The organism is Bacillus sp. EKM202B (assembly GCF_011066025.1).
Lineage (GTDB): Bacteria > Bacillota > Bacilli > Bacillales > Bacillaceae_G > Bacillus_A > Bacillus_A toyonensis.
Genome location: NZ_JAAMNK010000016.1, coordinates 25,984 through 46,246, shown reverse-complemented (window position 1 = coordinate 46,246; position 20,263 = coordinate 25,984). Strand labels below are relative to the sequence as shown.

Annotated in this window: 27 protein-coding genes; 9 read left to right on the top strand and 18 right to left on the bottom strand. The window is 33.9% G+C overall.

Going from position 1 to position 20,263, the window contains the following annotated elements:
- Positions 1-38: 38 nt before the first annotated feature.
- Entirely contained in the window at positions 39-641 is a 603-nt protein-coding gene (locus G9F74_RS18730) for an HD domain-containing protein (protein ID WP_000400764.1), read from the top strand.
- 27 nt (positions 642-668) lie between these two features.
- Here the strand turns inward: G9F74_RS18730 and hfq are convergent, their stop codons facing one another.
- Positions 669-857 carry an RNA chaperone Hfq gene (gene hfq, locus G9F74_RS18725; protein WP_000400654.1) on the bottom strand — a complete coding sequence of 63 codons (189 nt, stop codon included), beginning with the start codon at positions 855-857 and terminating at the stop codon, positions 669-671.
- Between the two features lie 56 nt (positions 858-913).
- A complete protein-coding gene (locus G9F74_RS18720) occupies positions 914-1,132 on the bottom strand; it encodes an aspartyl-phosphate phosphatase Spo0E family protein (RefSeq protein WP_000291694.1) in 219 nt (72 codons plus the stop codon).
- Positions 1,133-1,371: 239 nt separating this feature from the next.
- Here G9F74_RS18720 and G9F74_RS18715 point away from each other — a divergent pair, with 239 nt between their 5' ends.
- The 4 genes from G9F74_RS18715 (at position 1,372) to G9F74_RS18700 (ending at position 4,323) form a co-directional block, all read left to right on the top strand.
- On the top strand, positions 1,372-1,491 hold the full coding sequence (locus tag G9F74_RS18715; protein ID WP_000120179.1) for a YjcZ family sporulation protein: 120 nt from the start codon (positions 1,372-1,374) through the stop codon (positions 1,489-1,491).
- Between the two features lie 165 nt (positions 1,492-1,656).
- Positions 1,657-2,124, top strand: coding sequence for a VOC family protein (locus G9F74_RS18710; protein ID WP_000589701.1), 468 nt, complete (start codon positions 1,657-1,659; stop codon positions 2,122-2,124).
- Positions 2,125-2,130: 6 nt separating this feature from the next.
- On the top strand, positions 2,131-3,348 hold the full coding sequence (locus G9F74_RS18705) for an MFS transporter (RefSeq protein WP_016108114.1): 1,218 nt from the start codon (positions 2,131-2,133) through the stop codon (positions 3,346-3,348).
- A 249-nt stretch (positions 3,349-3,597) separates the two neighbouring features.
- The gene (locus G9F74_RS18700; protein ID WP_016108113.1) at positions 3,598-4,323 is read left to right on the top strand and encodes a sulfite exporter TauE/SafE family protein; all 726 of its coding nucleotides are present in this window, start codon (positions 3,598-3,600) and stop codon (positions 4,321-4,323) included.
- A 103-nt stretch (positions 4,324-4,426) separates the two neighbouring features.
- Here the strand turns inward: G9F74_RS18700 and G9F74_RS18695 are convergent, their stop codons facing one another.
- The 5 genes from G9F74_RS18695 to G9F74_RS18675 form a co-directional block, all read right to left on the bottom strand.
- Positions 4,427-5,038, bottom strand: coding sequence for a PH domain-containing protein (locus G9F74_RS18695; RefSeq protein ID WP_016108112.1), 612 nt, complete (start codon positions 5,036-5,038; stop codon positions 4,427-4,429).
- A gap of 1 nt (position 5,039) precedes the next feature.
- The gene (locus G9F74_RS18690; RefSeq protein WP_016108111.1) at positions 5,040-5,585 is read right to left on the bottom strand and encodes a sigma-70 family RNA polymerase sigma factor; all 546 of its coding nucleotides are present in this window, start codon (positions 5,583-5,585) and stop codon (positions 5,040-5,042) included.
- A gap of 216 nt (positions 5,586-5,801) precedes the next feature.
- On the bottom strand, positions 5,802-6,536 hold the full coding sequence (nfsA, locus tag G9F74_RS18685; RefSeq protein ID WP_001002406.1) for an oxygen-insensitive NADPH nitroreductase: 735 nt from the start codon (positions 6,534-6,536) through the stop codon (positions 5,802-5,804).
- Between the two features lie 273 nt (positions 6,537-6,809).
- A complete protein-coding gene (locus G9F74_RS18680) occupies positions 6,810-7,127 on the bottom strand; it encodes a magnetosome magnetite crystal formation protein family (protein ID WP_016108110.1) in 318 nt (105 codons plus the stop codon).
- Positions 7,128-7,275: 148 nt separating this feature from the next.
- Positions 7,276-7,854, bottom strand: a complete 579-nt coding sequence (locus G9F74_RS18675; RefSeq protein ID WP_016108109.1) for a YdcF family protein — start codon at positions 7,852-7,854, stop codon at positions 7,276-7,278.
- A 160-nt stretch (positions 7,855-8,014) separates the two neighbouring features.
- Between G9F74_RS18675 and G9F74_RS18670 the strand changes: the two genes are divergently transcribed.
- Positions 8,015-8,680, top strand: coding sequence for a DUF421 domain-containing protein (locus G9F74_RS18670; protein WP_016108108.1), 666 nt, complete (start codon positions 8,015-8,017; stop codon positions 8,678-8,680).
- 35 nt (positions 8,681-8,715) lie between these two features.
- Here G9F74_RS18670 and G9F74_RS18665 read toward each other — a convergent pair whose 3' ends face one another.
- Together G9F74_RS18665 and G9F74_RS18660 are read right to left on the bottom strand one after the other, a co-directional pair.
- Positions 8,716-10,071 (bottom strand): MATE family efflux transporter, encoded by a 1,356-nt coding sequence (locus G9F74_RS18665; protein WP_000388383.1) that lies wholly within the window; start codon positions 10,069-10,071, stop codon positions 8,716-8,718.
- Between the two features lie 142 nt (positions 10,072-10,213).
- Entirely contained in the window at positions 10,214-11,047 is an 834-nt protein-coding gene (locus tag G9F74_RS18660; protein ID WP_000906738.1) for a MerR family transcriptional regulator, read from the bottom strand.
- A gap of 269 nt (positions 11,048-11,316) precedes the next feature.
- Between G9F74_RS18660 and G9F74_RS18655 the strand changes: the two genes are divergently transcribed.
- The gene (locus G9F74_RS18655) at positions 11,317-12,480 is read left to right on the top strand and encodes a cation:proton antiporter (protein WP_000393883.1); all 1,164 of its coding nucleotides are present in this window, start codon (positions 11,317-11,319) and stop codon (positions 12,478-12,480) included.
- Between the two features lie 63 nt (positions 12,481-12,543).
- On the opposite strand, the gene G9F74_RS18650 is transcribed toward G9F74_RS18655, so the two are convergent.
- The 8 genes from G9F74_RS18650 to G9F74_RS18615 form a co-directional block, all read right to left on the bottom strand.
- Positions 12,544-12,822 (bottom strand): DUF3986 family protein, encoded by a 279-nt coding sequence (locus G9F74_RS18650; RefSeq protein ID WP_016108107.1) that lies wholly within the window; start codon positions 12,820-12,822, stop codon positions 12,544-12,546.
- A gap of 91 nt (positions 12,823-12,913) precedes the next feature.
- Positions 12,914-14,263, bottom strand: coding sequence for an aspartate aminotransferase family protein (locus G9F74_RS18645; RefSeq protein ID WP_000850988.1), 1,350 nt, complete (start codon positions 14,261-14,263; stop codon positions 12,914-12,916).
- 337 nt (positions 14,264-14,600) lie between these two features.
- Positions 14,601-16,151: a solute symporter family protein gene (locus G9F74_RS18640; protein ID WP_001098226.1), complete on the bottom strand. Its 1,551-nt coding sequence runs from the start codon at positions 16,149-16,151 to the stop codon at positions 14,601-14,603.
- 2 nt (positions 16,152-16,153) lie between these two features.
- On the bottom strand, positions 16,154-16,495 hold the full coding sequence (locus tag G9F74_RS18635; RefSeq protein ID WP_016108106.1) for a DUF485 domain-containing protein: 342 nt from the start codon (positions 16,493-16,495) through the stop codon (positions 16,154-16,156).
- Between the two features lie 186 nt (positions 16,496-16,681).
- The gene (locus G9F74_RS18630) at positions 16,682-17,356 is read right to left on the bottom strand and encodes a sterol desaturase family protein (protein ID WP_000832143.1); all 675 of its coding nucleotides are present in this window, start codon (positions 17,354-17,356) and stop codon (positions 16,682-16,684) included.
- A 67-nt stretch (positions 17,357-17,423) separates the two neighbouring features.
- Entirely contained in the window at positions 17,424-17,717 is a 294-nt protein-coding gene (locus G9F74_RS18625; RefSeq protein WP_000286358.1) for a hypothetical protein, read from the bottom strand.
- 19 nt (positions 17,718-17,736) lie between these two features.
- Entirely contained in the window at positions 17,737-18,369 is a 633-nt protein-coding gene (locus G9F74_RS18620; RefSeq protein WP_000466560.1) for a LysE family transporter, read from the bottom strand.
- A gap of 125 nt (positions 18,370-18,494) precedes the next feature.
- Positions 18,495-19,223 carry a YqcI/YcgG family protein gene (locus G9F74_RS18615; protein ID WP_016108105.1) on the bottom strand — a complete coding sequence of 243 codons (729 nt, stop codon included), beginning with the start codon at positions 19,221-19,223 and terminating at the stop codon, positions 18,495-18,497.
- Positions 19,224-19,485: 262 nt separating this feature from the next.
- Between G9F74_RS18615 and cspB the strand changes: the two genes are divergently transcribed.
- Positions 19,486-19,683, top strand: coding sequence for a cold shock-like protein CspB (gene cspB, locus G9F74_RS18610; RefSeq protein ID WP_001161728.1), 198 nt, complete (start codon positions 19,486-19,488; stop codon positions 19,681-19,683).
- Between the two features lie 119 nt (positions 19,684-19,802).
- Positions 19,803-20,051: a DUF2564 family protein gene (locus tag G9F74_RS18605; RefSeq protein ID WP_000534393.1), complete on the top strand. Its 249-nt coding sequence runs from the start codon at positions 19,803-19,805 to the stop codon at positions 20,049-20,051.
- Between the two features lie 33 nt (positions 20,052-20,084).
- On the opposite strand, the gene G9F74_RS18600 is transcribed toward G9F74_RS18605, so the two are convergent.
- Complete coding sequence (locus G9F74_RS18600) at positions 20,085-20,261, bottom strand: zinc-finger domain-containing protein (RefSeq protein WP_000358801.1); 177 nt, start codon at positions 20,259-20,261, stop codon at positions 20,085-20,087.
- Positions 20,262-20,263: the final 2 nt, after the last annotated feature.

The window sequence follows — 20,263 nt, the reverse complement described above, 5'->3', positions numbered from 1 at the left end:
TATTAGAATTATGGTATGGAAATAAGAGGAGGATCACGATGGAACATAACATTTTACAAGTCATTGCATTAGCAGAAAAACTAAAATACGAAATGCGACATAGCTGGCTTTCTAACGGACGCCAAGAAAGTGTTGCCGAACATACATGGCGCATGTCTCTAATGGCCATTTTAGTTGAGCCTTATTTAGATCAAAAAGTAAATATTGAAAAGTTACTTAAAATGGTTATTATTCACGACCTAGTCGAAGCTGAAGCTGGCGATATCCCTGCTTTTGATACAATGAATAGTCACGAATTACAATTACAAAAACAAAAAAATGAACTTGAAGCAATTTTAAATATTAAACAAACATTAAAAGGTTCTCTCGGTGAGGAATTATATAATTTATGGATGGAGTTTGAAGCGAAAGAAACGTACGAAGCAAAAGTTGCTAATGCGCTTGATAAATTGGAAGTAAAAATTCAGCATAACGAGGCTGACATTAATACGTGGCTACCAATTGAACATAAAATGACATTCCAAGTCGCAAAACATACAAACTTTGACTCTTTCCTATCTAAATTACAAAAAATTATTGAACAAGATGGAGAAAAGAAATTATTAGCTGCTGGCATTGACGTTGAAGCTTGTAAGAAATAATGAAATAAGACACTCTACTAGAGTGTCTTATTTCATTATTGTTGATACTGCCTGCTTGTAAATCAGCTGTTGCTTTCCATCTACTAACATTAAAACTGTAAATTTGTCTACGCCAGCAACTTCTCCGACTATTCTCACACCACTCTTTAAGAAAACTGTAACAGTACCTTTTTCTTCTTTTATTTGCTTATAAAGCTCATCTTGTAAATGTTCCAATAACGTTTCTCCCCTTTCTTCCGTTGAATATCTTAATATAAAAAACTATAAATTATTCATTTATGGATCTTATCTTTTACATTCATAAACTTATTAATTAGTATATCTAAATCTCGGCTAAATAACAAAACTTTATCATGATCCAATCCGTGTCTCGCAACAAGTTGAATTAACTCTTTCTTTTTGTTTTCTATTTTATTTTGTAATCGTCCCATCTCCATCTCTAAACTAAAACTCCCTTTTCCCATAATATTACTTGTAAAATTATAGTACATATTCCCTCATAAAAAAATATAAAAATGGTTTTTTTTACAATTTTTACGTTTTTAACATACTCTTAATCCGTAAACGCTTTATTTAGTAAGATTTCCCGCACATGTAATATAGAAAAACCTGAATCACACAGACATTTGTCTAATTCAAATACAGACTGGCTCCTTTTCCACATGAAAAACATATTGTATATAGTAGTCCATGAATTATATAGATTAATTTACAAAAAGGAGGAAAACACATGAGCTATGGTGGTAGTTGTGCTGGTTTCGGCGGTGGATTTGCTTTGCTTATCGTACTATTCATCCTTCTAATCATTATCGGATGTAGCTGCTGGGGTGGCGGCGGATACGGATATTAATCATCCTATCCTTACCAAATGAATTAAAAACTATACGAAAACAGCTCATATTTGAGCTGTTTTTTCATACTTTCGTATGAATTTATATCCCTCTTATTTCTGATTTGATCTAACAAAATATCGTTTACTATGAAATAAGAAACATTTTTACTAAGGGGGATTACAATGATTAAAGGTCTTTATGAGGCACATTTACCCGTCCGTAACTTAGAAGTATCAATACCTTTTTATGAATCACTAGGGCTAAAATTATATAAAAGAGGTGACGATATTGCTTTCTTTTGGATTAAAGAAAATGAGAGTTGGCTCGGACTTTGGGAAGGAACAGAATACAAAGTTACTTATCACCCATCTTTGCGACATATTGCCTTCCAAGTAAGCTTGCTTGATTTAGAAAATGCAATACATTGGCTAAGTCAAAAAGGAATTTCAGCAAGAAAAGACTTTGGAATGGAGCCAATTGAACCGATCGTTTTTCCAGAATTGGCACACGCCTCCGTATACTTTAACGATCCTGATGGAAATAGTTTAGAATTGATTGCACAATTACCTGTTGAACTTTCTGCAGCAGAGAACATGTATTTAAGTGAATGGAAAAGACAAGTTCAAGCATCATTAATACATGAGGATTAATCTTTTATGTCAGTTTCTTATTCCACACTGCTTAAAACAAATACAAACTTTAGAAAGCTGTTTTATGGTCAAACATTAAGTGTACTGGGAGATTGGTTTCATACGGTAGCTTTATTCACATTCGTTTATAGCGTAACAGAATCTCCGTTTATGATCGCACTAACTTTTATGAGTAAAGGGTTACCTCAACTTCTTCTTAGTCCTTTTATTGGAGGGTTTGTGGATCGATTTCCAACAAAGAAGATTATGATTTCCACCGATGTTTTAAGAGGAGTTATTGTACTCACTTACTTATTAGCAACCTATAAGATTGAAATTATTTTCGTAGCTAATATATGTTTGTCGGTCCTCTCTTGCTTATTTGAGCCTGCTAAACAATCAACTTTAAAAATGATTATTAGGCAAAAACATTTAGTAACTGCAAATACACTTTCTAGTACAGTTAATGGCTTTATGTCAATTATGGGCGCCTCATTAGGTGGGATTATCGCCCAGGCTTTAAGTATAGAAATTGCTTTTATCATTAATAGCCTATCATACTTTGTTTCCGCTTTAATCATTTATAAGTTGAATATCCCTTCTCACAAAAAATTTAACATAAAAAAGTCATTTTTTGTGGATATAAAAGATGGATACACGTACATATTACAGAAAAAAATTATATTAGCATTAATTCTTGTCGGAATTTCATGGGGGATTATTGGTGGTGCTTATCAACTTCTTTTAACAATTTATGCCGAAAGGATCTTCCATGCTAATATTGGAATTTTATATAGTGCTCAAGGATTAGGTCTTATTATTGGTAGTCTATTCGTTAATCTATATGTATGTAAAAATAAGGAGACAATGAAAAAAGCATTTGGCTTGGCGTACTTACTACAAGGATTTTTCTTTCTCGGATTCGTTCTATCCAATCAGCTTATTATCGGTATTATTACTTTACTCTGCATGCGTATCGCAGGGGGCATTATCGTCCCTTTAGACACAACCTTATTACAAATGTATACCGAAGAAAACATGATTGGTAAAGTTTTTTCATTTCATTATTCCATATATGGTTCTCTCATTCAGCTATCTATGTTTATTACAGGCTGGCTTTTAGAAACCCTTTCTCCGCAAGTAATTGGTTGCCTGTTAGCTATATGTTGTATTTTTGTTAGTTTTATATGGCTTTTCTTATTTTATCGCGGGAAGCTTAGTGAAGATCCTACCGATACTATATAGCTCACTGCTAATTTTTATTTACTCTCATTTGTTATCGTTATATAACAATCAAATTAAATAAAATACAAGTCATTTCATTTCATTAAAAGGCCCTTTACTTGAACACCATTTGAGAGGAAATCAAATATTTATGTTAAAATAAAAGTAAGATTGTGAAAGATTGCACTTATTCTATAGGCTCAAAACAGCTACATTCGATTTTCGTAGTAATAAAATATGTATTGAATTTGATTAAATAGGAGGGCTATTTTGGAGATTACATTAATTTTCATATGTATAATATTGGTGGCTTCTGTTTTGCAAGCCAGTACAGGTTTTGGCTTTTCTATAATGGCAACACCTTTCTTACTCATGTTATTTCTACCGCAAGAAGCTATACAAATAAACATTATTTTATCATTAATTATTTCCATATCACTCATTTGGAAAATAAGAATGGACATTGACTTTATTTTGCTGAAAAGATTTATTTTTGGAAGTATAGTTGGTGTACCTTTTGGTATTTTACTCTTCATTTCCATTAACATAAACACTTTTAAATTAGCAATTAGCATCCTACTCTTACTATTAACATTGTTGCTACTATGTAACTTTAAGGTTAGATCAACACCATTTAGAGATTTCGTAGTTGGTGGATTATCAGGTCTTTTAACGACAAGTATCGGTATGCCAGGACCTCCCTTGTTACTTTACTTTACAGGAACTGATACTGAAAAAGAGAAGTTAAGAGCAACTACTTTGGCTTTTTATCTGTTTATATATTTCATTAGTCTACTAACTCAAATACTCTTTACTGGAACGGACATAACAATTTGGAAATCAAGTTTTTATGCAATTCCAATTGTATTTTTAGGTTTGTTTATAGGTCAAATTATTTTCAAATGGCTTAATCAACAAGTTTTTAAAATATTTACATATATCCTTTTGAGCTGTACAGGTATTTATCTTCTTATTGATAGTTTGCATTTGTTATAGAAAATGCTTTAGATTGCGCAATAACAGCTTGGTTCAAATGAAATTATTGTTGTATTTTTAAGCTACAAAATCATCCGATAAAAAGCGGCTATTATGCCGCCTTTTACATTAAATATTTTATAAAGCAAAGACCTGAACTTACTATCACGAGTATATTAAAGAATAAGAAAAAACCTTTTTCGAAATCTGTATACTTTTCTACTTTTACTCCGCGTTTTTTCAACTCCATAATAATCATCGCAACTTCATGTGCATACGCAATACTTCCAAACTGTATATAATTGTTATTATATTTAATCTCAAAAACGTTTTTCATTTTTTTATGTTGCGAAATAGATTGTATATCTCCTATTGGCATGCTATGTTCATTTGTTTTTTTGAAATAACAATCTAACCCTTTCATTATCACTCTTTTATTCGTTAAAACGATATAATAATAAAAAGTAGCTCCTACGTAATATATATTCGGTATAACTTTGTTATTTGCCATATATCCTTCATCTACTAATAGTTCCTTCTGAATTTCTTCACCAGCTTGTAATTCGTTGCGAATTGATTCTTCTAACATTTGTAAAGTTAATTTTTTTAATAACTCTCCATTTCTCACATAATACTTATCTATATTTATAGACTCATTCGCTTCTTTCTCTAAACGTGTAATTTCTTCTTCTGAATATTGGAGCTCATTTAACATCGATAATAATCTTTTATCCATATTACACACTCCCTTTCCACAGTTTTTGAAGTTTTTTCTTTCCACGAGAGATTCGATTGTATATATAGTCAGCCGTTACTTTTAATTCTTTTGCAATATCGTCAATGGAATATCCATCAATATACCTCTTTAAAAAGATATATCGATCCTTTGTATTTAAATCTTGGACTATTTCCATAATCTCTTCTTCTTGTTCTATTTCATACTTATCATGGGTACCTGCATCTATTTCTACGTCTTTATCAATTTTATTCTCTTTATATACTTTCTTTTTATATTCCAATGCCTTTAATTTAGTAATACCAATCATCCAAGATTTTAAGTTGCCCTTTTCTATATCAAATTGTTCGATTTGAAACCAAATGATAGTAAATACATCATTATAACAATCATCCACATATTGTTTTTCAATAGGGGTACTTAATGATTTATGAATAATGTACAAAATTAATTTTCCATATTGATCAATCACTTCTTTCAAAGCATCTTGATCACGTTTTTTCATTGCTATAATTAAATCCTCTTCAGAATCGAAAATCATAAACATCATCCTTCCTCAGTTCCCCTTTAGCAGCTGCTTTTACTTACTATCGGCATTTCATTCTCATTTTCTATCACTTTTGTAAAAATTTATTAATTTTTATTTTCACTTTATATAATAACAAATAAAAAACCGAAGTAAAAAAGTGAATCCCACTTTCTCAGCTTCGGTTTTACAAGTAATGTTATAACTTAAACTAACGTCTCAGGTTTGTCTTTTCACTCATTTTTTATTTAACCCTTTCTCACTTAAAAACTCTTTCATATGCATTCTTTTCTCTTTGGACATAAATGAGCTCATTGATTCCGTCCATGTTATGTTTTTTTGATTTGATGATCTTTCTTTGTAATATGCGCTCATCGTTTCATCATATTCGTTTAATAATTCATCATATTTCTTTTCATCATATCCATTTTCATGAAGAATTGCTGCTACCGGTAAACGTGGTTTCACTCCATGTTCTTCATCTGGCACACCGACTGTCATTCCAAACACAGGATATACTTTATCCGGTAAATGAAGCAATTCACTCACTTCTTTCGGGTTATTACGAATACCACCAATATAACAAATACCGTATCCTAATGATTCCGCTGCTAGTGCTAAGTTTTGCGCAAAAAGTGAAGCATCTACCGTCGCAACGATAAAATCTTCCACCCCTTCATGCTTTATCTCTGTACCATGCTTTTCACACGCCATTTCAAGTCGCTTTAAGTCTGCACAACAAACAAAGAATGCTGCACACTCTTTCACGTGACGATTTCCGGATAGTTCTGCTAGTTTAGCCTTTAGGTCTTGATCGGTTACATATACAACAGAATAGGCCTGTACAAAATGCGAGGAAGCGGCATGCTGCGCAGCTTGAACCATTCTTTCTACTACATCTTTCGGAATGGATTCTTCTTTATATTTACGAACTGAAACGTGTTGCTCCATTTTATGTATGATCTCATTCATGAAAAACACTCCTTTTTTCTCTTCATAATGAAAAATTAACATATCTTTTTCAATATTCACAACTTATAAGCACAAAAAGAGCAATTCTTTTTGAATTGCTCTTTTTAAAATGTCTATCAATACGGTAAATGAAATTATATCAACGATAATTTAAATATATCAACGATTCCTTGCACTATATCAACGATTTTTCGAATATATCCACGATTCGACAAGAGATATCGATTTACCTACAAATAAAGACAAAATTACCCCAATTTATTTCTTGTCTTATTACGCTGCTTTCAAAACTTTAATACCTTTTACGATATTCCAAATGAAGTAGTAAATTCCTACAAGAATGAATACTGCATATGTGATAGCCATCCCAATTCCCACGCCATCAGATTGATCGAAGCCTAAACCGTATACGCCTGATACTGCTAATCCAGCAAATAAGATTGCGTACGGAAAAACATGTGACCAAAATGCTTTTTTCGCGTGATATTTCACTTCATCTTCCGCAACGAAGTACACGATAATTGGCAGTAAAAATGGTGCAAAAAAGATACTAAAGTAACATAGTGAAGATAGAATATTATTTCCTTTCATCCGATTCACCTCTAAATAGTTTTTGTTATCTTTATTATGTCAGGAATCCATTCTAGAAACTATCGCTTTACCTTTCATTAAGATGACAGTTTTGTAAGATTTTCCTCAAAATAAATCCCGCCTCGAATTTCGGGCGGGATCACTTTCACTATATTCGATTCATAAACCAATATTGCGTAATGGCTAAATATTCTCGGACATTCGATGGGATGATAATTGGCTTCGGTGTTTTGGCAGGAAGCCCTTCTAATTGCAAACCTTGTTTTGCTGCTATTTTTTTCGCTCTAAACATATGGAAATCGTTTGTTACGATCATACCTTTTTTCATATTGGCTGGAATTAACGGTTTTGAGAATGTAATATTCTCATCTGTACTCGTTGATTTATCCTCCATTATAATACGGTCTTCTGCAATATTTTGTTTCATTAATCCTTGTTTCATCGCTAATGCTTCTGAAATATCTTCACCTTTTCCTTGTCCGCCAGATACGATAGCGATTGTTTTCTCATGTGATTTTAAATATTCAGCTGCTTTATCAATACGATATTGTAATGAGTACGATGGTTTCGTACCATTTACTTTCGAGCCTAATACAATGATATAATCAACATCGTCGGTAGCTTTCATATGCCCATGCTTATAAATGTTATATTGTAAAAAAACCGCGTACACGGCGCAAACCGTTATAATTGCTATAATATACTTAACTATTTTCTTCTTTCTCATATCCATATACTCCTATGTTCTTTGCTTCTTTCATCATAATATCCATTTATTCGTTTGTATACAGACAAATTCCAAATAACCCTTATTTATCCTCTAAAAGGTAATATTTCTATTGTTTTTGGGAATAGTAAGTACAACTTCGCACGAAGGAGTGTCCCTATTGCTTCTCTTTTTATGTAACGTATCATTCTTTTTTATTTTATTTTTACTATCGCTTAAGTTACTCGGTAAATCCGCATTAGCACAACTAACTCCTCATGATTTTGGGGCTATTATTTTTTTATCTTATTTAGCTTTCCAAGCCATACCAGTCGCTGGTGCTTTACAAGCATTTCTCGGTATGGTCGTTATTACATGTTTGCACTTACTTCTTACAAAATTAAGCTTACTCAACAAACTAAATCGTTTCATTCTCGGACACCCCATTATTTTAATTAAACATGGTAATATTATTTTTGAGAACTTACAAAAAAGTAGATATCCCATACCCGAATTGCTTTCTAACCTTCGCGTCGCCGGATATCCAAGTGTTCATGAAATTGAATACGCTATTTTAGAAGCGAATGGAGCCATTAGCATTTTACCAAAGCGAGAACTTGTACCATTGACTCCAAAGGATATGAATATACATGTTAAGTATGCTGGATTACCAATCGCCCTTATTGTCGATTCTCAAATTCAATACGATAACTTAAAGTTGATCCATAAAGACGAAAAGTGGTTATATAAAGAGTTAAAAGAAAAAGGCATCACCCATATTAAAAATGTGGCTTTTGCGTCTGTTCAAGAAACGGATGGGTCTTTTGCGATTAGTTTAAAAGAATGAAAAATCCCCTTACTTGCTCAAGGGGATTTTCTTCATTATATTGCTTCTTTCTTTCCTGCCATATGTAACGGAACAGGATGTTTCATACGATTCATCGTAAATACGATAATTGCTGTCAATACTTCCGCAACCGGCATAACGAGCCAAATTCCGTTTATTCCAAATAACTTTGGCATAATCCATAACAACGGAATAATAAATAGTAACCCTCGGCTCATTATAATAAGTACTGATTTCTTCGTTTGTCGCACTGATTGGAAGTACTCTCCATACACAATGTTGTAGCCTAAAAATACGTATTGGATAAAGAACAAGCTAATACCTGTTAACGTTAACTCCAATAGTTCTGGCGATTGGACATCAAATAGACCAATGATATATTTCCCGAAGAATAATCCGACAATTATCGCAATGCCTCCGAGTACAACCGCAATCTTCACAGCAAACTGTAATCCTTCACGCAATCTTTCTGATAAATTTGCACCGTAATGAAAACTTGCGATTGGTTGTAATGCTGCTCCAACACCAAAGAATAATAGTAATGCCATCGCATGAATGCTATTCACCATTGCATAGGAAGCGACTCCTACTTCTCCTGCATATTGAACGAATGCGATGTTAAAACCAATCGTTACGATTGCTACTGTACTTTCTGCTGTAAAACTTGGGAAACCAATCACCATTATTTGTTTAACCGTATCCCATTCAAAATGGAATTTCGTCCACTTTAAAATACTACTCTTTCTAAAGAAGTGAGTTAATAATACAAGGAAACCAATTGCTGCCGAAAGAATAGTCGCTGAAGCAGCACCTGTTACACCCCATCCAAAGATGAAAATAAAGATATAGTCAAACACTATGTTTAATACAGCCGTTACAACAAGACCTGCCATTGCTAAATTAGGATTTCCATCATTTCGTATAAATGTACTTAAAATATTTTCTAACACGTATATCATTCCAAATGTTAATAACACGTGTAAATAGTCTAACGCATACGGTAAAATCACTTCATTTGCACCGAATAAGTATGCTAAATCTTCTATTCTCCATACGCAAATAGCCGCTAAAACGCCTACGATAATAACTGCTACAGTCATAGATTGCGTAAAAATAGACCTTGCTCTTTCAAGTTTATTTTCGCCTAGTGCAATCGAATATAATGTTGCTCCGCCCATTCCAATCCATAATGAAATGGAGAAGAAAATCGAAAATGCTGGAATAGCGACGTTTACTCCCGCTAAACCGTTCGCTCCAACTCCCCTACTAATCATGACCGCGTCAATCACAATATTAACTGACATTAATACCATTCCGAGAACTGCTGGTATTAAATATGAAATAAATAAACTTTTTATCGGTTTTTCTCTTAATTTTTCTGTTGCTTCCATACTAATATGCTCCTTTTTTCAACGCTCTGTTCACAGTTTAAACCTTCAAGTAACTTGAATGTCAAGAGAGAATTTAAAAATAGGTAACTTAATTATCGTCATTGATGCCGATTTGTAATTAGTACGAGTCTTACACCTTATTTCATTGTTTTTTCATTATAGGGATTTGAATTTCCGTTACTTGCTCCTCTGGATTTTCTGTTACAGACCAATCAATTAATGCAATCTCAATCGAATCTCCGCTCACTTCATATCCCTCTTGAGAGATGTATTTCATTAACTCCTTGTATGTTTCATCTGTTTCTTCATATGGTCCATGATGATAAGCACACGCAAATATACCTGCTTTAATTTCATCTGAACTATGTACTTGAAAAGGCATATAATCCAAAAGAATAAAAACACTATTGTATGATTGAAATTCATTTTGAATTAATGCTTTTTTGGCAACCGTTACACCGATATCTCCAGAGAATAAGCTATTATCTATTTGTTTCATATTTTTCTGCAACGAATGGATATAATACTCAAACATATCATCTGTTGTATTTGGTGCAACCGCAATCGCTGTAATCTTTCGCTGCGGGATTTCTTTAACTATGATTTTTTCAGCTTTTACTTTCGTCGCTTCCTTAATTACATAAATTCTATGTTCCATTTTTGCTAAAGCATACTCAATTTCTCTTTGCTTCTTTAACATCATTTCTTGTTGCTTTTCAAGTAAATTAAGCGCATAAGATGGGTTCCGCTCATCAATATATTTCTTAATTTCCTTTAACGGAATATTTAACTGTCGTAAAAATTTAATCGTATCTAACAGTGAAAACTGATCAATTGTGTAATAACGATAATTCGTTTGCGGATCGACAATAGACGGGTGAAAAATTCCTTTTTCATCATAATACCTTAATGTAGATTCTGCGATATTATGCATTTTTGCCATTTCTCCAATTGTAAAGCGTTTATTTATTAACATATTCCATTCTCCAATTCATTAAAAATGTTTCCTTATTTCTTCTTATTATATATTGATTCCCTCCATACCTAAATCGAATCTCATCATGAAAATCTGCTATTTTTTCATTGATTTTTTATAAATTTTATTATATATTGATTACAGGTTCAAATTACAAGTTCAAAAGAACTTGTAATCAGACCCTTTGTTTAATGGTTTTTACATATTTTCATTAGGCAAATTCCGAGAAATCGTTTAATAAAAATACAAAGTGATAAGGAGAGGATCAAATGGAATTCGAATTTTTCTTTCAAATTGCACTTATTTTATTAAGTACAAAGCTTGCTGGTGACCTTAGTGTTAGATTAGGTCAACCTTCTGTACTCGGTAAATTAATTGTCGGTATCGTTATCGGTCCAGCCGTATTTGGTTGGATTGAAAACTCAGAACTTCTAACACAATTAAGTAATGTTGGTGTTATTCTTTTAATGTTTATGGCTGGACTTGAAACAGACTTAGAAGAATTAAATGCAAATCGTAACTCTTCTTTAGCAGTTGCACTCGGAGGTATCATTCTTCCATTCGTAGGTGGTTATGTTTCCGGTCTTGTTATGGGAATGGAACAAGGGAACGCTGTATTTTTAGGATTACTTCTATGTGCGACAAGTGTTAGTATTTCCGTTCAAACACTTCGCGATTTAGGTAAGATGAAAACACGTGAAAGTACAACGATGCTTGGAGCAGCTGTATTTGATGACATTCTTGTTGTTATTTTATTAGCATTCGCAATGAGCTTCTTAGGTACAGACGATGTTAACTTAACAATGGTTATCTTGAAGAAGGTCGTATTCTTCGCTTCTATTATTTTAATCGGATGGAAAGGTGTTCCAGCGATTATGCGTTGGTTATCACCACTACGCGTATCTGAGTCTATCGTGAGCGCGGCTCTTATTATCTGTTTCTCATTCGCATATTTCGGCGAATTATTAGGAATTGCTGGTATTATCGGTGCTTTCGCAGCTGGTATCGCAATTTCTCAAACGAACTACAAACATGAAGTAGAAAAGAAAGTAGAACCGATTGCTTACGCAATGTTCGTTCCAGTATTCTTTGTTAGTATCGGTATGAATATTACATTTGATGGTATTGGTAATCAAATTTGGTTCATCTTAGCATTAACAGTTATCGCTGTCTTCACAAAACTAATCGGTTGTGGATTTGGTGCACGCATGACTGGATTTGATGCAAAGTCTTCTGCAATTATCGGTGCTGGAATGGTTTCACGTGGTGAAGTTGCACTTATCATCGCAGGAACAGGTCTTTCTTCTGGACTATTAGCACAAGATTACTTTACAGCTATCGTTATTGTCGTTATTTTAACTACAATGATTACACCACCAATGTTAAAATACACTTTTGGTGCCAAAGATAAAGCAATGAAAGCAAGTAAATAAGTTTACTATAATAAAAGGAGATTACTATTTTATAAAATAGTAATCTCCTTTTTCATTTTCTCTTTAAACAATCTCATTCGTCTTTAACCATTTTTCAAAAATAGTCCTTGCTTCTTCATCATCAATATTATCACGAAATGAATATACTTTAATGCCATAGTCATCGATATATTCACCTAGCTTCATTTCCTCCACTTTCTTATAAAAATCTTCTACCTCATAGTGCGGAATATAAGCATCCCAAACTGGTTCCTTTATTCTTTTGTACGCTGTCACTTCTAAATCATATCCATCTTCATAATATCCGATGTGATAATGTTGACTAGGATCATATTTCTCCATTCATATCCCCTCCCTTTAAAAAACTACCATATTTCACGTAATAAACAAAAGCGAGCCTTATATTACAGCTCACTTTTGTTCTTTTATTTGATTAAATACGCTCCATCGCTGTCTTCAACGTACCAACAACGAAAGCAATTTCTTCACTTGAAATAACAAGAGGCGGCGCTAATGTTAAAACATTATTATACCCTGCTGTTGTCATACCGTTTCGTCCTATAATTAAACCTTTTTCTTTACAAGCATTTACAACAGTCGCGATTTTGTCGTTATCAATCGGTTCTTTCGTCTCTTTATCATTTACTAGTTCAATTCCTACTAATAGACCTTTCCCTCTAATATTTCCAACTAGCGGATGTTCCCCGATTTCTTCTTTTAATTGCTCTAATAAAAGTGAGCCCATTTGTGCAGAGCGTCCAATTAAATCTTCATTTTCCATAATCTCTAAGTTTTTAAGTGCTAATGCACAAGCCGCCGGGTTTCCACCAAATGTATTAATATGGCGGAAAAATTCATATTCCCCAGTTCCTTTAAATGCTTCATAAATTTCTTTTTTCACAGCTGTTGCTGATAATGGTAAGTATGCACTCGTAATACCTTTCGCCATCGTAATGATATCAGGCTTAACATCATAGTTCATAAATCCAAATGCTTTTCCTGTACGCCCGAAACCACAAATCACTTCATCACTAATGAGTAGCGCACCGTGTTTTTGACATGTTTCATGAACAGCTTTCATATAGTCTTGTGGTGGCATTAAAATACCTCCGCCTGTAATGATCGGCTCCATAATAAATGCGGCTATCGTTTCACTTAATTCCCATGTCATAACACGATCTACTTCTTTCACACACTCTACATCATAAATATTTTGTGATTCCATTTCTGGCATACGATAACAATCTGGCGGTGTTACGTGTAAAAATCCTGAGGCAAAAGGCTCATATTGATATCTACGCTGCGCTTGTCCCGTCGCTGCCATTGTCGCCATTGTATTTCCATGATATCCTCGGTAACGTGACATAAATTTATAACGATGTGGTTCACCTTTATGTGCATAGTATTGCCTTGCTATTTTAAAAGCTGTTTCATTCGCTTCTGACCCACTATTTGAGAAGAAAATAACATATTCTCCTCCAAGCCACTCATTTAACTTTTCAGCAAGCTTTATTGCTGGCTCATGTGATTGCGACATCGGAAAGTACGATAATGTTTGTAATTGTTCATAAGCCGCTTCTGCGAGTTCTTTTCTTCCGTACCCACTATTCACACACCAAAGACCACTCATACCATCTAAATATCTTTTTCCATGTATATCTTCAACCCAGCACCCTTCTGCTTTTGCCCCTACCATTGTACTACTTGGACTAAAGGGACGCATGCCGTGCCAAACATATTGCTCATCTTTTGCTAATAATTCGTCAGTTTGTTTCGTTTTCATCATTTCTTCCACCTTCCATAACAACTTATTTTTCACAAAAGCTGCGCTGGTGCCATGATGATTTAAATTTCTCCTTGCTTATTTTCATTCCACAAAATTATGACAAATCCTACTTACAACACAGTAATATTTATCCCGCATTAATGGGTAGTAAAACTCCCACCCAAAAATTCAGCTGGAGCAAAGAAGTTAGGTGGGAGATTAACTGCCCGTAAAAGCCCGATTGGTGCGGGCTAATAATCAGTGAGCATGCCCCCCCTACTGATTAAAGTTTCACTTTATAAGAAAATGACAAAAGAAAAAGAGCTTTTCTTTTAATACGAAAAGCTCCTCTTTTTTAATGTGAAGATGCGTCGCTAATACCATGACCAGTATTCGATTTCACAAGAATTTCATCAAACTTCGCTACATCTTCTTTCTTACTAGAGAAAATAGTTCCTAAATATGCTGCTAGGAAACCAAGCGGAATCGAAATAATGCCAGGTGTCGTATATGGGAATAAGGCTTCTCCAACAAAAATAGCTTTTCCAGCTACAGGGTTCCAGACGTTTGGACTTAACGCTACAAGAACAATTGCTGATACGAGTCCAACGACCATACCAGAAATGGCACCCGTTGTATTAAAACGCTTCCAATAGATTGTAAATAATATAACTGGTAAGTTTGCACTAGCCGCGACTGCAAATGCTAATGAAACTAAAAATGCTACGTTTAAGGTTTGCGCAAATAACGCAAGTATAATAGATACTACAGCTACTCCAATCGAAGCATAACGAGCCATTGACACTTGCTCTTTTTCCGTAGACTTGCCTTTACGGATAATCTCGTTATAAAAATCATGCGCAAATGCTGATGCTGCTGTTAATACAAGTCCTGCTACTACAGCTAAAATGGTTGCAAAGGCAATGGCTGATACGAATGCAAATAAGAAGTCCCCGCCTAATGCTTTAGCTAATAAAGGTGCTGCCATATTACCAGCTGGATTTGCTTTAATAATTGCCTCATTTCCTACAAACGCTGCTGCTCCAAACCCTAAGAAAATTGTCATAATATAAAATGCGCCAATTAACCATGTCGCATACACAACAGATTGACGTGCCGTTTTTGCATCTCGCACTGTAAAAAAGCGCACAAGAATATGTGGTAATCCAGCTGTACCAAGGACTAGTCCTAAATTTAAAGACAGTGTATCAAGACCATCTTTATACTTTACTCCTGGATTTAAAAACGAATCTTTTAATGGTGTAGCTGTTTTCATTTGAGCAAACATTTCAGTCACACTAAAATTAAATTTTGCAAAAACGATAACAGAAATAATAAATGTACCAGCCATTAGTAATACAGCCTTAACAATTTGTACCCAACTCGTAGCAGTCATACCACCAAAAATAACGTACACTGTCATTAATGTGCCAACGATTAAAACTGCTGTCGTATATTCTATTCCTAATAATAATTTAATAAGTGCACCCGCACCGACTAATTGGGCAATCATATAAAAAATTGAAATTGTCATCGTATTCAGGGCAGCAATACCGCGAACTTTTTTCGCATCAAAACGCGCTGCAATCATATCCGCCAATGTGTACTTCCCTAAATTTCTAAGCGGTTCTGCAACTAGGTATAATACAACTAAATACGCAACTAAAAATCCAATACTATAAAAAAATCCATCAAATCCAGTTAACGCTATCGCTCCAGCAATACCGAGGAATGACGCAGCAGACATATAATCCCCAGCGATGGCCAGACCATTTTGCCAACCCGTTAATCCCCCTCCAGCCGTATAAAACTCACTCGCATTTTTCGTTTTTTTCGATGCAAAATAGGTTATGACGAGCGTACCAAGAACAATAATTAAAAATAGTGCAAACGCAGTAGTATTCAAATTCAACTCCTCCCTTTTTGCATATCTTGTAGAATTTTCCGCGAAATTTCATCAAAGGATTGAGCTTTCTTACTATAAATCATACATAATGACCATGTCATAATAAATTGCGCAAAAGCAAATACCCATGCCCATGTCACATCACCGAATGCTGGTGTATTAAGCACTTTCCAATACGATGTTAAAATAGGTAGCGCAATAAAAAAACTGAAAAAGAAAATACTCATTGGAACGATAAACTTCTTCTTCGTATTTAATAACAATTGAAATTCTTCTGACTGAACAACCTCTGTATAATTCACTTCATTTTGCAACTTACGTGCTGACGTATCATCTCGTTTCATCCCCTACTCCCCTCTCCAACTCGAAATACACTTCCCCTTCGTATACGCAAAGACTAAATTTTATAAATATTCAGAAACTTAATTTCATTTTAGACAATCCATACATTCCTGCAAAGATTTTTCGGTAGACATTTTTCGTCAATTTTCTCTAAATTTTTAATATACTTTTTCACAATAAAGTGCAACTTAAATCCGTATGGGTTTCGTACACCCCACACCGATTATTAGCCCGATTCTAACAAATACCCGTACACATTTTTTCCTCGTTAAGAAAGAAGTGGTGCTTAATTCAACGTCTTTTCCATCTTTAAGCGTTCCAAATATAAAATCGAATACTGGATTTGAAACACCAAACCAAAACTTTTCGTTTTTATAATGGTGTAATATATGCTGTTTTTTTAGCCACCTTCCAAACTTAGTGACGGGACGAATCGGCTTATGTGCAATATAACGTTTCCATTCATAAACAAGGAGCATGATAATCATTCCGATTCCAAATGAAAGTGTAACGGTAACACTTTTTGTAATACCATATGATATAAGTAAATATATAGTAAAGCTAGGTACACTAAACCATACAGGCAAAAATAAAAGTTTCAAATCATCTGGGTATACGTGATGATCATAATGTAATCTTCTTAACATTTTTAATAAAAATACGTTTTTAGGCGGCTTTAAATGGAATAAAAAACGATGGGTCATATATTCGTTAAGCGTATAAAAAACAATACCAAACAGACACGCTAACATACCGATCCATGTGAAAAATTGCATTTTTAAAATAATGATGAAAATAAATAAAATACTATACATAATAACAATATCATGCTGTAAAAAGAACTCTTTCCCTACTCTCTTCATCTTACTTCCCCTTTTTCAAAAAAAACAGCCGCAACGTATCGTTACGACTATTTCTTTTCTATTCACTTTACAAATTTGCCCGCTGTTCTATTGTCGAGAAAAAATTGTTTGTTCCAAATATATTTTGCTTCGGAATAATGTGTTCTACTGCAAACACTGTTACTTCTCCCCTTTGTACCTCTCCAATAATGAGTCCAAATACTTCATGATTTACTGCAAACGTTGGTTGTTTCGTTTGTAGCAATCTGGCTGCAGTATTAAATACCGCTTCATATAATGGATCCCTATCAGTAATTTCTTTTCGGATTTTTGGTGCTAACGTAATAATAATTTCTTTTCCGTCAATAGTGGTTCGATACATAAAAATCTCCCCTTCAATCTTATGTGAACAACTGTAAAGCTTTGTATGCAAAATGGATAGAATATCCTACTAAAATAATACCTGCTCCGGCTGTTATGTAGCCAAGTGCTTTCTGTTTTAATAAAGTCCTTCCAAAATGTACAGAAAAAGCAATATTTAAATTCCATAAAATAATACCAACAATAATGCATAGACTGTACAAGAAAGCTTCTTGTTTCGTTACCTTCGTAAGCAATGAGCTAAGTGTGCTTCCATATATACCAAACCAAAAAACAAGATTTAATGGATTGGATATAGCAATTAAAAATCCTGCCATAAACGATTGTTTAAGGCCACCTACCTCTTCTTTTTTATATTCCATATTCGAGTGGGAAATTCCTTGTTTTACACTTTGAAATCCTAAATAAAATAATAAGAAAAACCCCGTGCAGTACATAAAAGCTTGTACATATGTATACATAAACACAGAAGATAAACCGAAATAAATGAGAAGCATAAACAAAATATCTGCAGTCATTCCACCAATTCCAACAACCCACGCATGCCAAAACCCGCGTTCAATTCCTCGTTTTAACATTTCAATATTAATTGGACCTACTGGTGCCGCTAATGAAATACCTAATACAATTTGCTGTATAATTGCTCCAAACATCGCTCTATCCTTTCTACTTCCTTTACTATTAAGTAATGATGTAACCTTTAAAAATAGACTAGCTTTCATAATAAAATACCCTTTTTTATCCAAAATATACAAAAGAGCCATCTAGATGATGGCTCTTATTTCTCTACCTTATGATGAAAAGGACATTTCCCTTTTATTGGCTCAATATCGTCTCCAATAAAATATTGTTTCCATTCTCGATGGTCAGGATCACCGTAATGACTAACGTTAGGATGTTTCGGCAGCTGATCCCACTTTTCAACTCGTTCACGAACCATTTGTCTTGAATACGCCCCTTTAGGACGATCACCTTCTAATCCATCGAAAATGGTACGTGGCTGAAATCCAATAACGAGTGAATTTCCTAAATGCCTAGTCTTTCTCTGTTTATAAGCCGGTGCATTCCCAAATGCAAATATCGGTTCACCACCGAATGAAAATTCCCATAAATAATGATTTGGATCTTCAGGAACTTGCTGCGGCCATGTTTGATTATCGTGTTCATGTAAATACTGTAGTACTTTCCAAAAGTAATCACGATAATATTCAAGTGATTGTTCTTCACATTCCGGTTCCACAAAAAGAAAAAAGCCTCTTCTTACAATCGGTCGCTCTTTCATTAACTCTAAAAAAGATAACATTGTATGTGGCAAATGACTCCAATCATTATGAGAAAGAAATGAATAACGAAGTTCATTCTTTTTCAACGCTGTTAAACCGAAATAACATGGGAAAGTTGCATCTAACACGACGCTTGAAAAATTTTGAAATTCTTTTGCAACCCAATTCGGTATATCCGTTCTCATTCTCATTCCTTCATTATCTAATAAGTACGACTCGTTCATTCTTTCACCTCATTATGTATAGCATTCAATAAAGAATATTACATAACCAGCCTGTCCTATACCTTTTTGAACATTTGACCAGAAAATTATTTAAAAATACAAAAAATAAAATCGCTTACTTGACTAATTTCTACCAATTCGTGTATATTTAAATTAATCATTTAGCAGAATATTCAAGATTATAGCATTTTTAGTTTATATTATCTTTTCAAATGAATTTCACTAAATGAAAAAAGCAAATGTTTTTAGGAGGAATTGTAACATGCAAGGAAAAGTAAAATGGTTTAACAACGAAAAAGGTTTTGGATTTATCGAAATGGACGGCGCTGACGATGTATTCGTACATTTCTCTGCTATTCAAGGTGACGGCTACAAAGCTTTAGAAGAAGGTCAAGAAGTATCTTTCGATATCACTGAAGGAAACCGTGGACCTCAAGCTGCTAACGTAGTAAAACTTTAATCCAACATATGACAGGAGGTTACCTTACTTGGTAACCTCCTTTGTTATTCCTTTGTATATTTCCGTTTTACAGAGCGAAAACTATGTGAAATGCGCAATTCACAAAGGAGGCAATTACAATGGGTTCAGAAGTAAATGATTTTGAAGAAGTGAAATTTCGTGTAGAAACAGCACAAAAAATGGTAGGTTCTGCAACAATTTCAATGGATCCAGACACACTGGAGCATGCCACTACTGCAGTAGAAGCAGCTCGCTCTCAACTTGAGATTATGAAATCTGTTGCAACAGATTTAGATGAGCCATTTTTAATGAATGAGGAAAAGAAATTAAGTAAGTGCGAGCATCAATTACATGAAGCGAAGCACTAAAAAAACATCCAGAGAGTTTTCTCTGGATGTTTTTTATGACAACTGTTCTCCATATTTTTTCAACGTTTCTCCAACTGTACATTGCCTAATACAAAATGAATGGGCATAATATTTACTATTCGTTTTCCGATTATGTTCTCGCAAAAAACATCCTTCACAATACGTTTCTAATAAGTCATTTACCTCTGTAATGAGTTGCTTTTTATCCACCT

What these genes read in the sequence shown, in the direction of transcription:
- G9F74_RS18730 (WP_000400764.1), top strand. Translation starts at nt 39, where the DNA reads ATGGAACATAACATTTTACAAGTCATTGCATTAGCAGAAAAACTAAAA.
- G9F74_RS18720 (WP_000291694.1), bottom strand. Translation starts at nt 1,132, where the DNA reads ATGTACTATAATTTTACAAGTAATATTATGGGAAAAGGGAGTTTTAGT.
- G9F74_RS18715 (WP_000120179.1), top strand. Translation starts at nt 1,372, where the DNA reads ATGAGCTATGGTGGTAGTTGTGCTGGTTTCGGCGGTGGATTTGCTTTG.
- G9F74_RS18710 (WP_000589701.1), top strand. Translation starts at nt 1,657, where the DNA reads ATGATTAAAGGTCTTTATGAGGCACATTTACCCGTCCGTAACTTAGAA.
- G9F74_RS18705 (WP_016108114.1), top strand. Translation starts at nt 2,131, where the DNA reads ATGTCAGTTTCTTATTCCACACTGCTTAAAACAAATACAAACTTTAGA.
- G9F74_RS18695 (WP_016108112.1), bottom strand. Translation starts at nt 5,038, where the DNA reads ATGGATAAAAGATTATTATCGATGTTAAATGAGCTCCAATATTCAGAA.
- G9F74_RS18690 (WP_016108111.1), bottom strand. Translation starts at nt 5,585, where the DNA reads ATGTTTATGATTTTCGATTCTGAAGAGGATTTAATTATAGCAATGAAA.
- nfsA (WP_001002406.1), bottom strand. Translation starts at nt 6,536, where the DNA reads ATGAATGAGATCATACATAAAATGGAGCAACACGTTTCAGTTCGTAAA.
- G9F74_RS18680 (WP_016108110.1), bottom strand. Translation starts at nt 7,127, where the DNA reads ATGAAAGGAAATAATATTCTATCTTCACTATGTTACTTTAGTATCTTT.
- G9F74_RS18675 (WP_016108109.1), bottom strand. Translation starts at nt 7,854, where the DNA reads ATGAGAAAGAAGAAAATAGTTAAGTATATTATAGCAATTATAACGGTT.
- G9F74_RS18665 (WP_000388383.1), bottom strand. Translation starts at nt 10,071, where the DNA reads ATGGAAGCAACAGAAAAATTAAGAGAAAAACCGATAAAAAGTTTATTT.
- G9F74_RS18660 (WP_000906738.1), bottom strand. Translation starts at nt 11,047, where the DNA reads ATGTTAATAAATAAACGCTTTACAATTGGAGAAATGGCAAAAATGCAT.
- G9F74_RS18655 (WP_000393883.1), top strand. Translation starts at nt 11,317, where the DNA reads ATGGAATTCGAATTTTTCTTTCAAATTGCACTTATTTTATTAAGTACA.
- G9F74_RS18650 (WP_016108107.1), bottom strand. Translation starts at nt 12,822, where the DNA reads ATGGAGAAATATGATCCTAGTCAACATTATCACATCGGATATTATGAA.
- G9F74_RS18645 (WP_000850988.1), bottom strand. Translation starts at nt 14,263, where the DNA reads ATGAAAACGAAACAAACTGACGAATTATTAGCAAAAGATGAGCAATAT.
- G9F74_RS18635 (WP_016108106.1), bottom strand. Translation starts at nt 16,495, where the DNA reads ATGAAACGAGATGATACGTCAGCACGTAAGTTGCAAAATGAAGTGAAT.
- G9F74_RS18630 (WP_000832143.1), bottom strand. Translation starts at nt 17,356, where the DNA reads ATGAAGAGAGTAGGGAAAGAGTTCTTTTTACAGCATGATATTGTTATT.
- G9F74_RS18625 (WP_000286358.1), bottom strand. Translation starts at nt 17,717, where the DNA reads ATGTATCGAACCACTATTGACGGAAAAGAAATTATTATTACGTTAGCA.
- G9F74_RS18620 (WP_000466560.1), bottom strand. Translation starts at nt 18,369, where the DNA reads ATGTTTGGAGCAATTATACAGCAAATTGTATTAGGTATTTCATTAGCG.
- G9F74_RS18615 (WP_016108105.1), bottom strand. Translation starts at nt 19,223, where the DNA reads ATGAACGAGTCGTACTTATTAGATAATGAAGGAATGAGAATGAGAACG.
- cspB (WP_001161728.1), top strand. Translation starts at nt 19,486, where the DNA reads ATGCAAGGAAAAGTAAAATGGTTTAACAACGAAAAAGGTTTTGGATTT.
- G9F74_RS18605 (WP_000534393.1), top strand. Translation starts at nt 19,803, where the DNA reads ATGGGTTCAGAAGTAAATGATTTTGAAGAAGTGAAATTTCGTGTAGAA.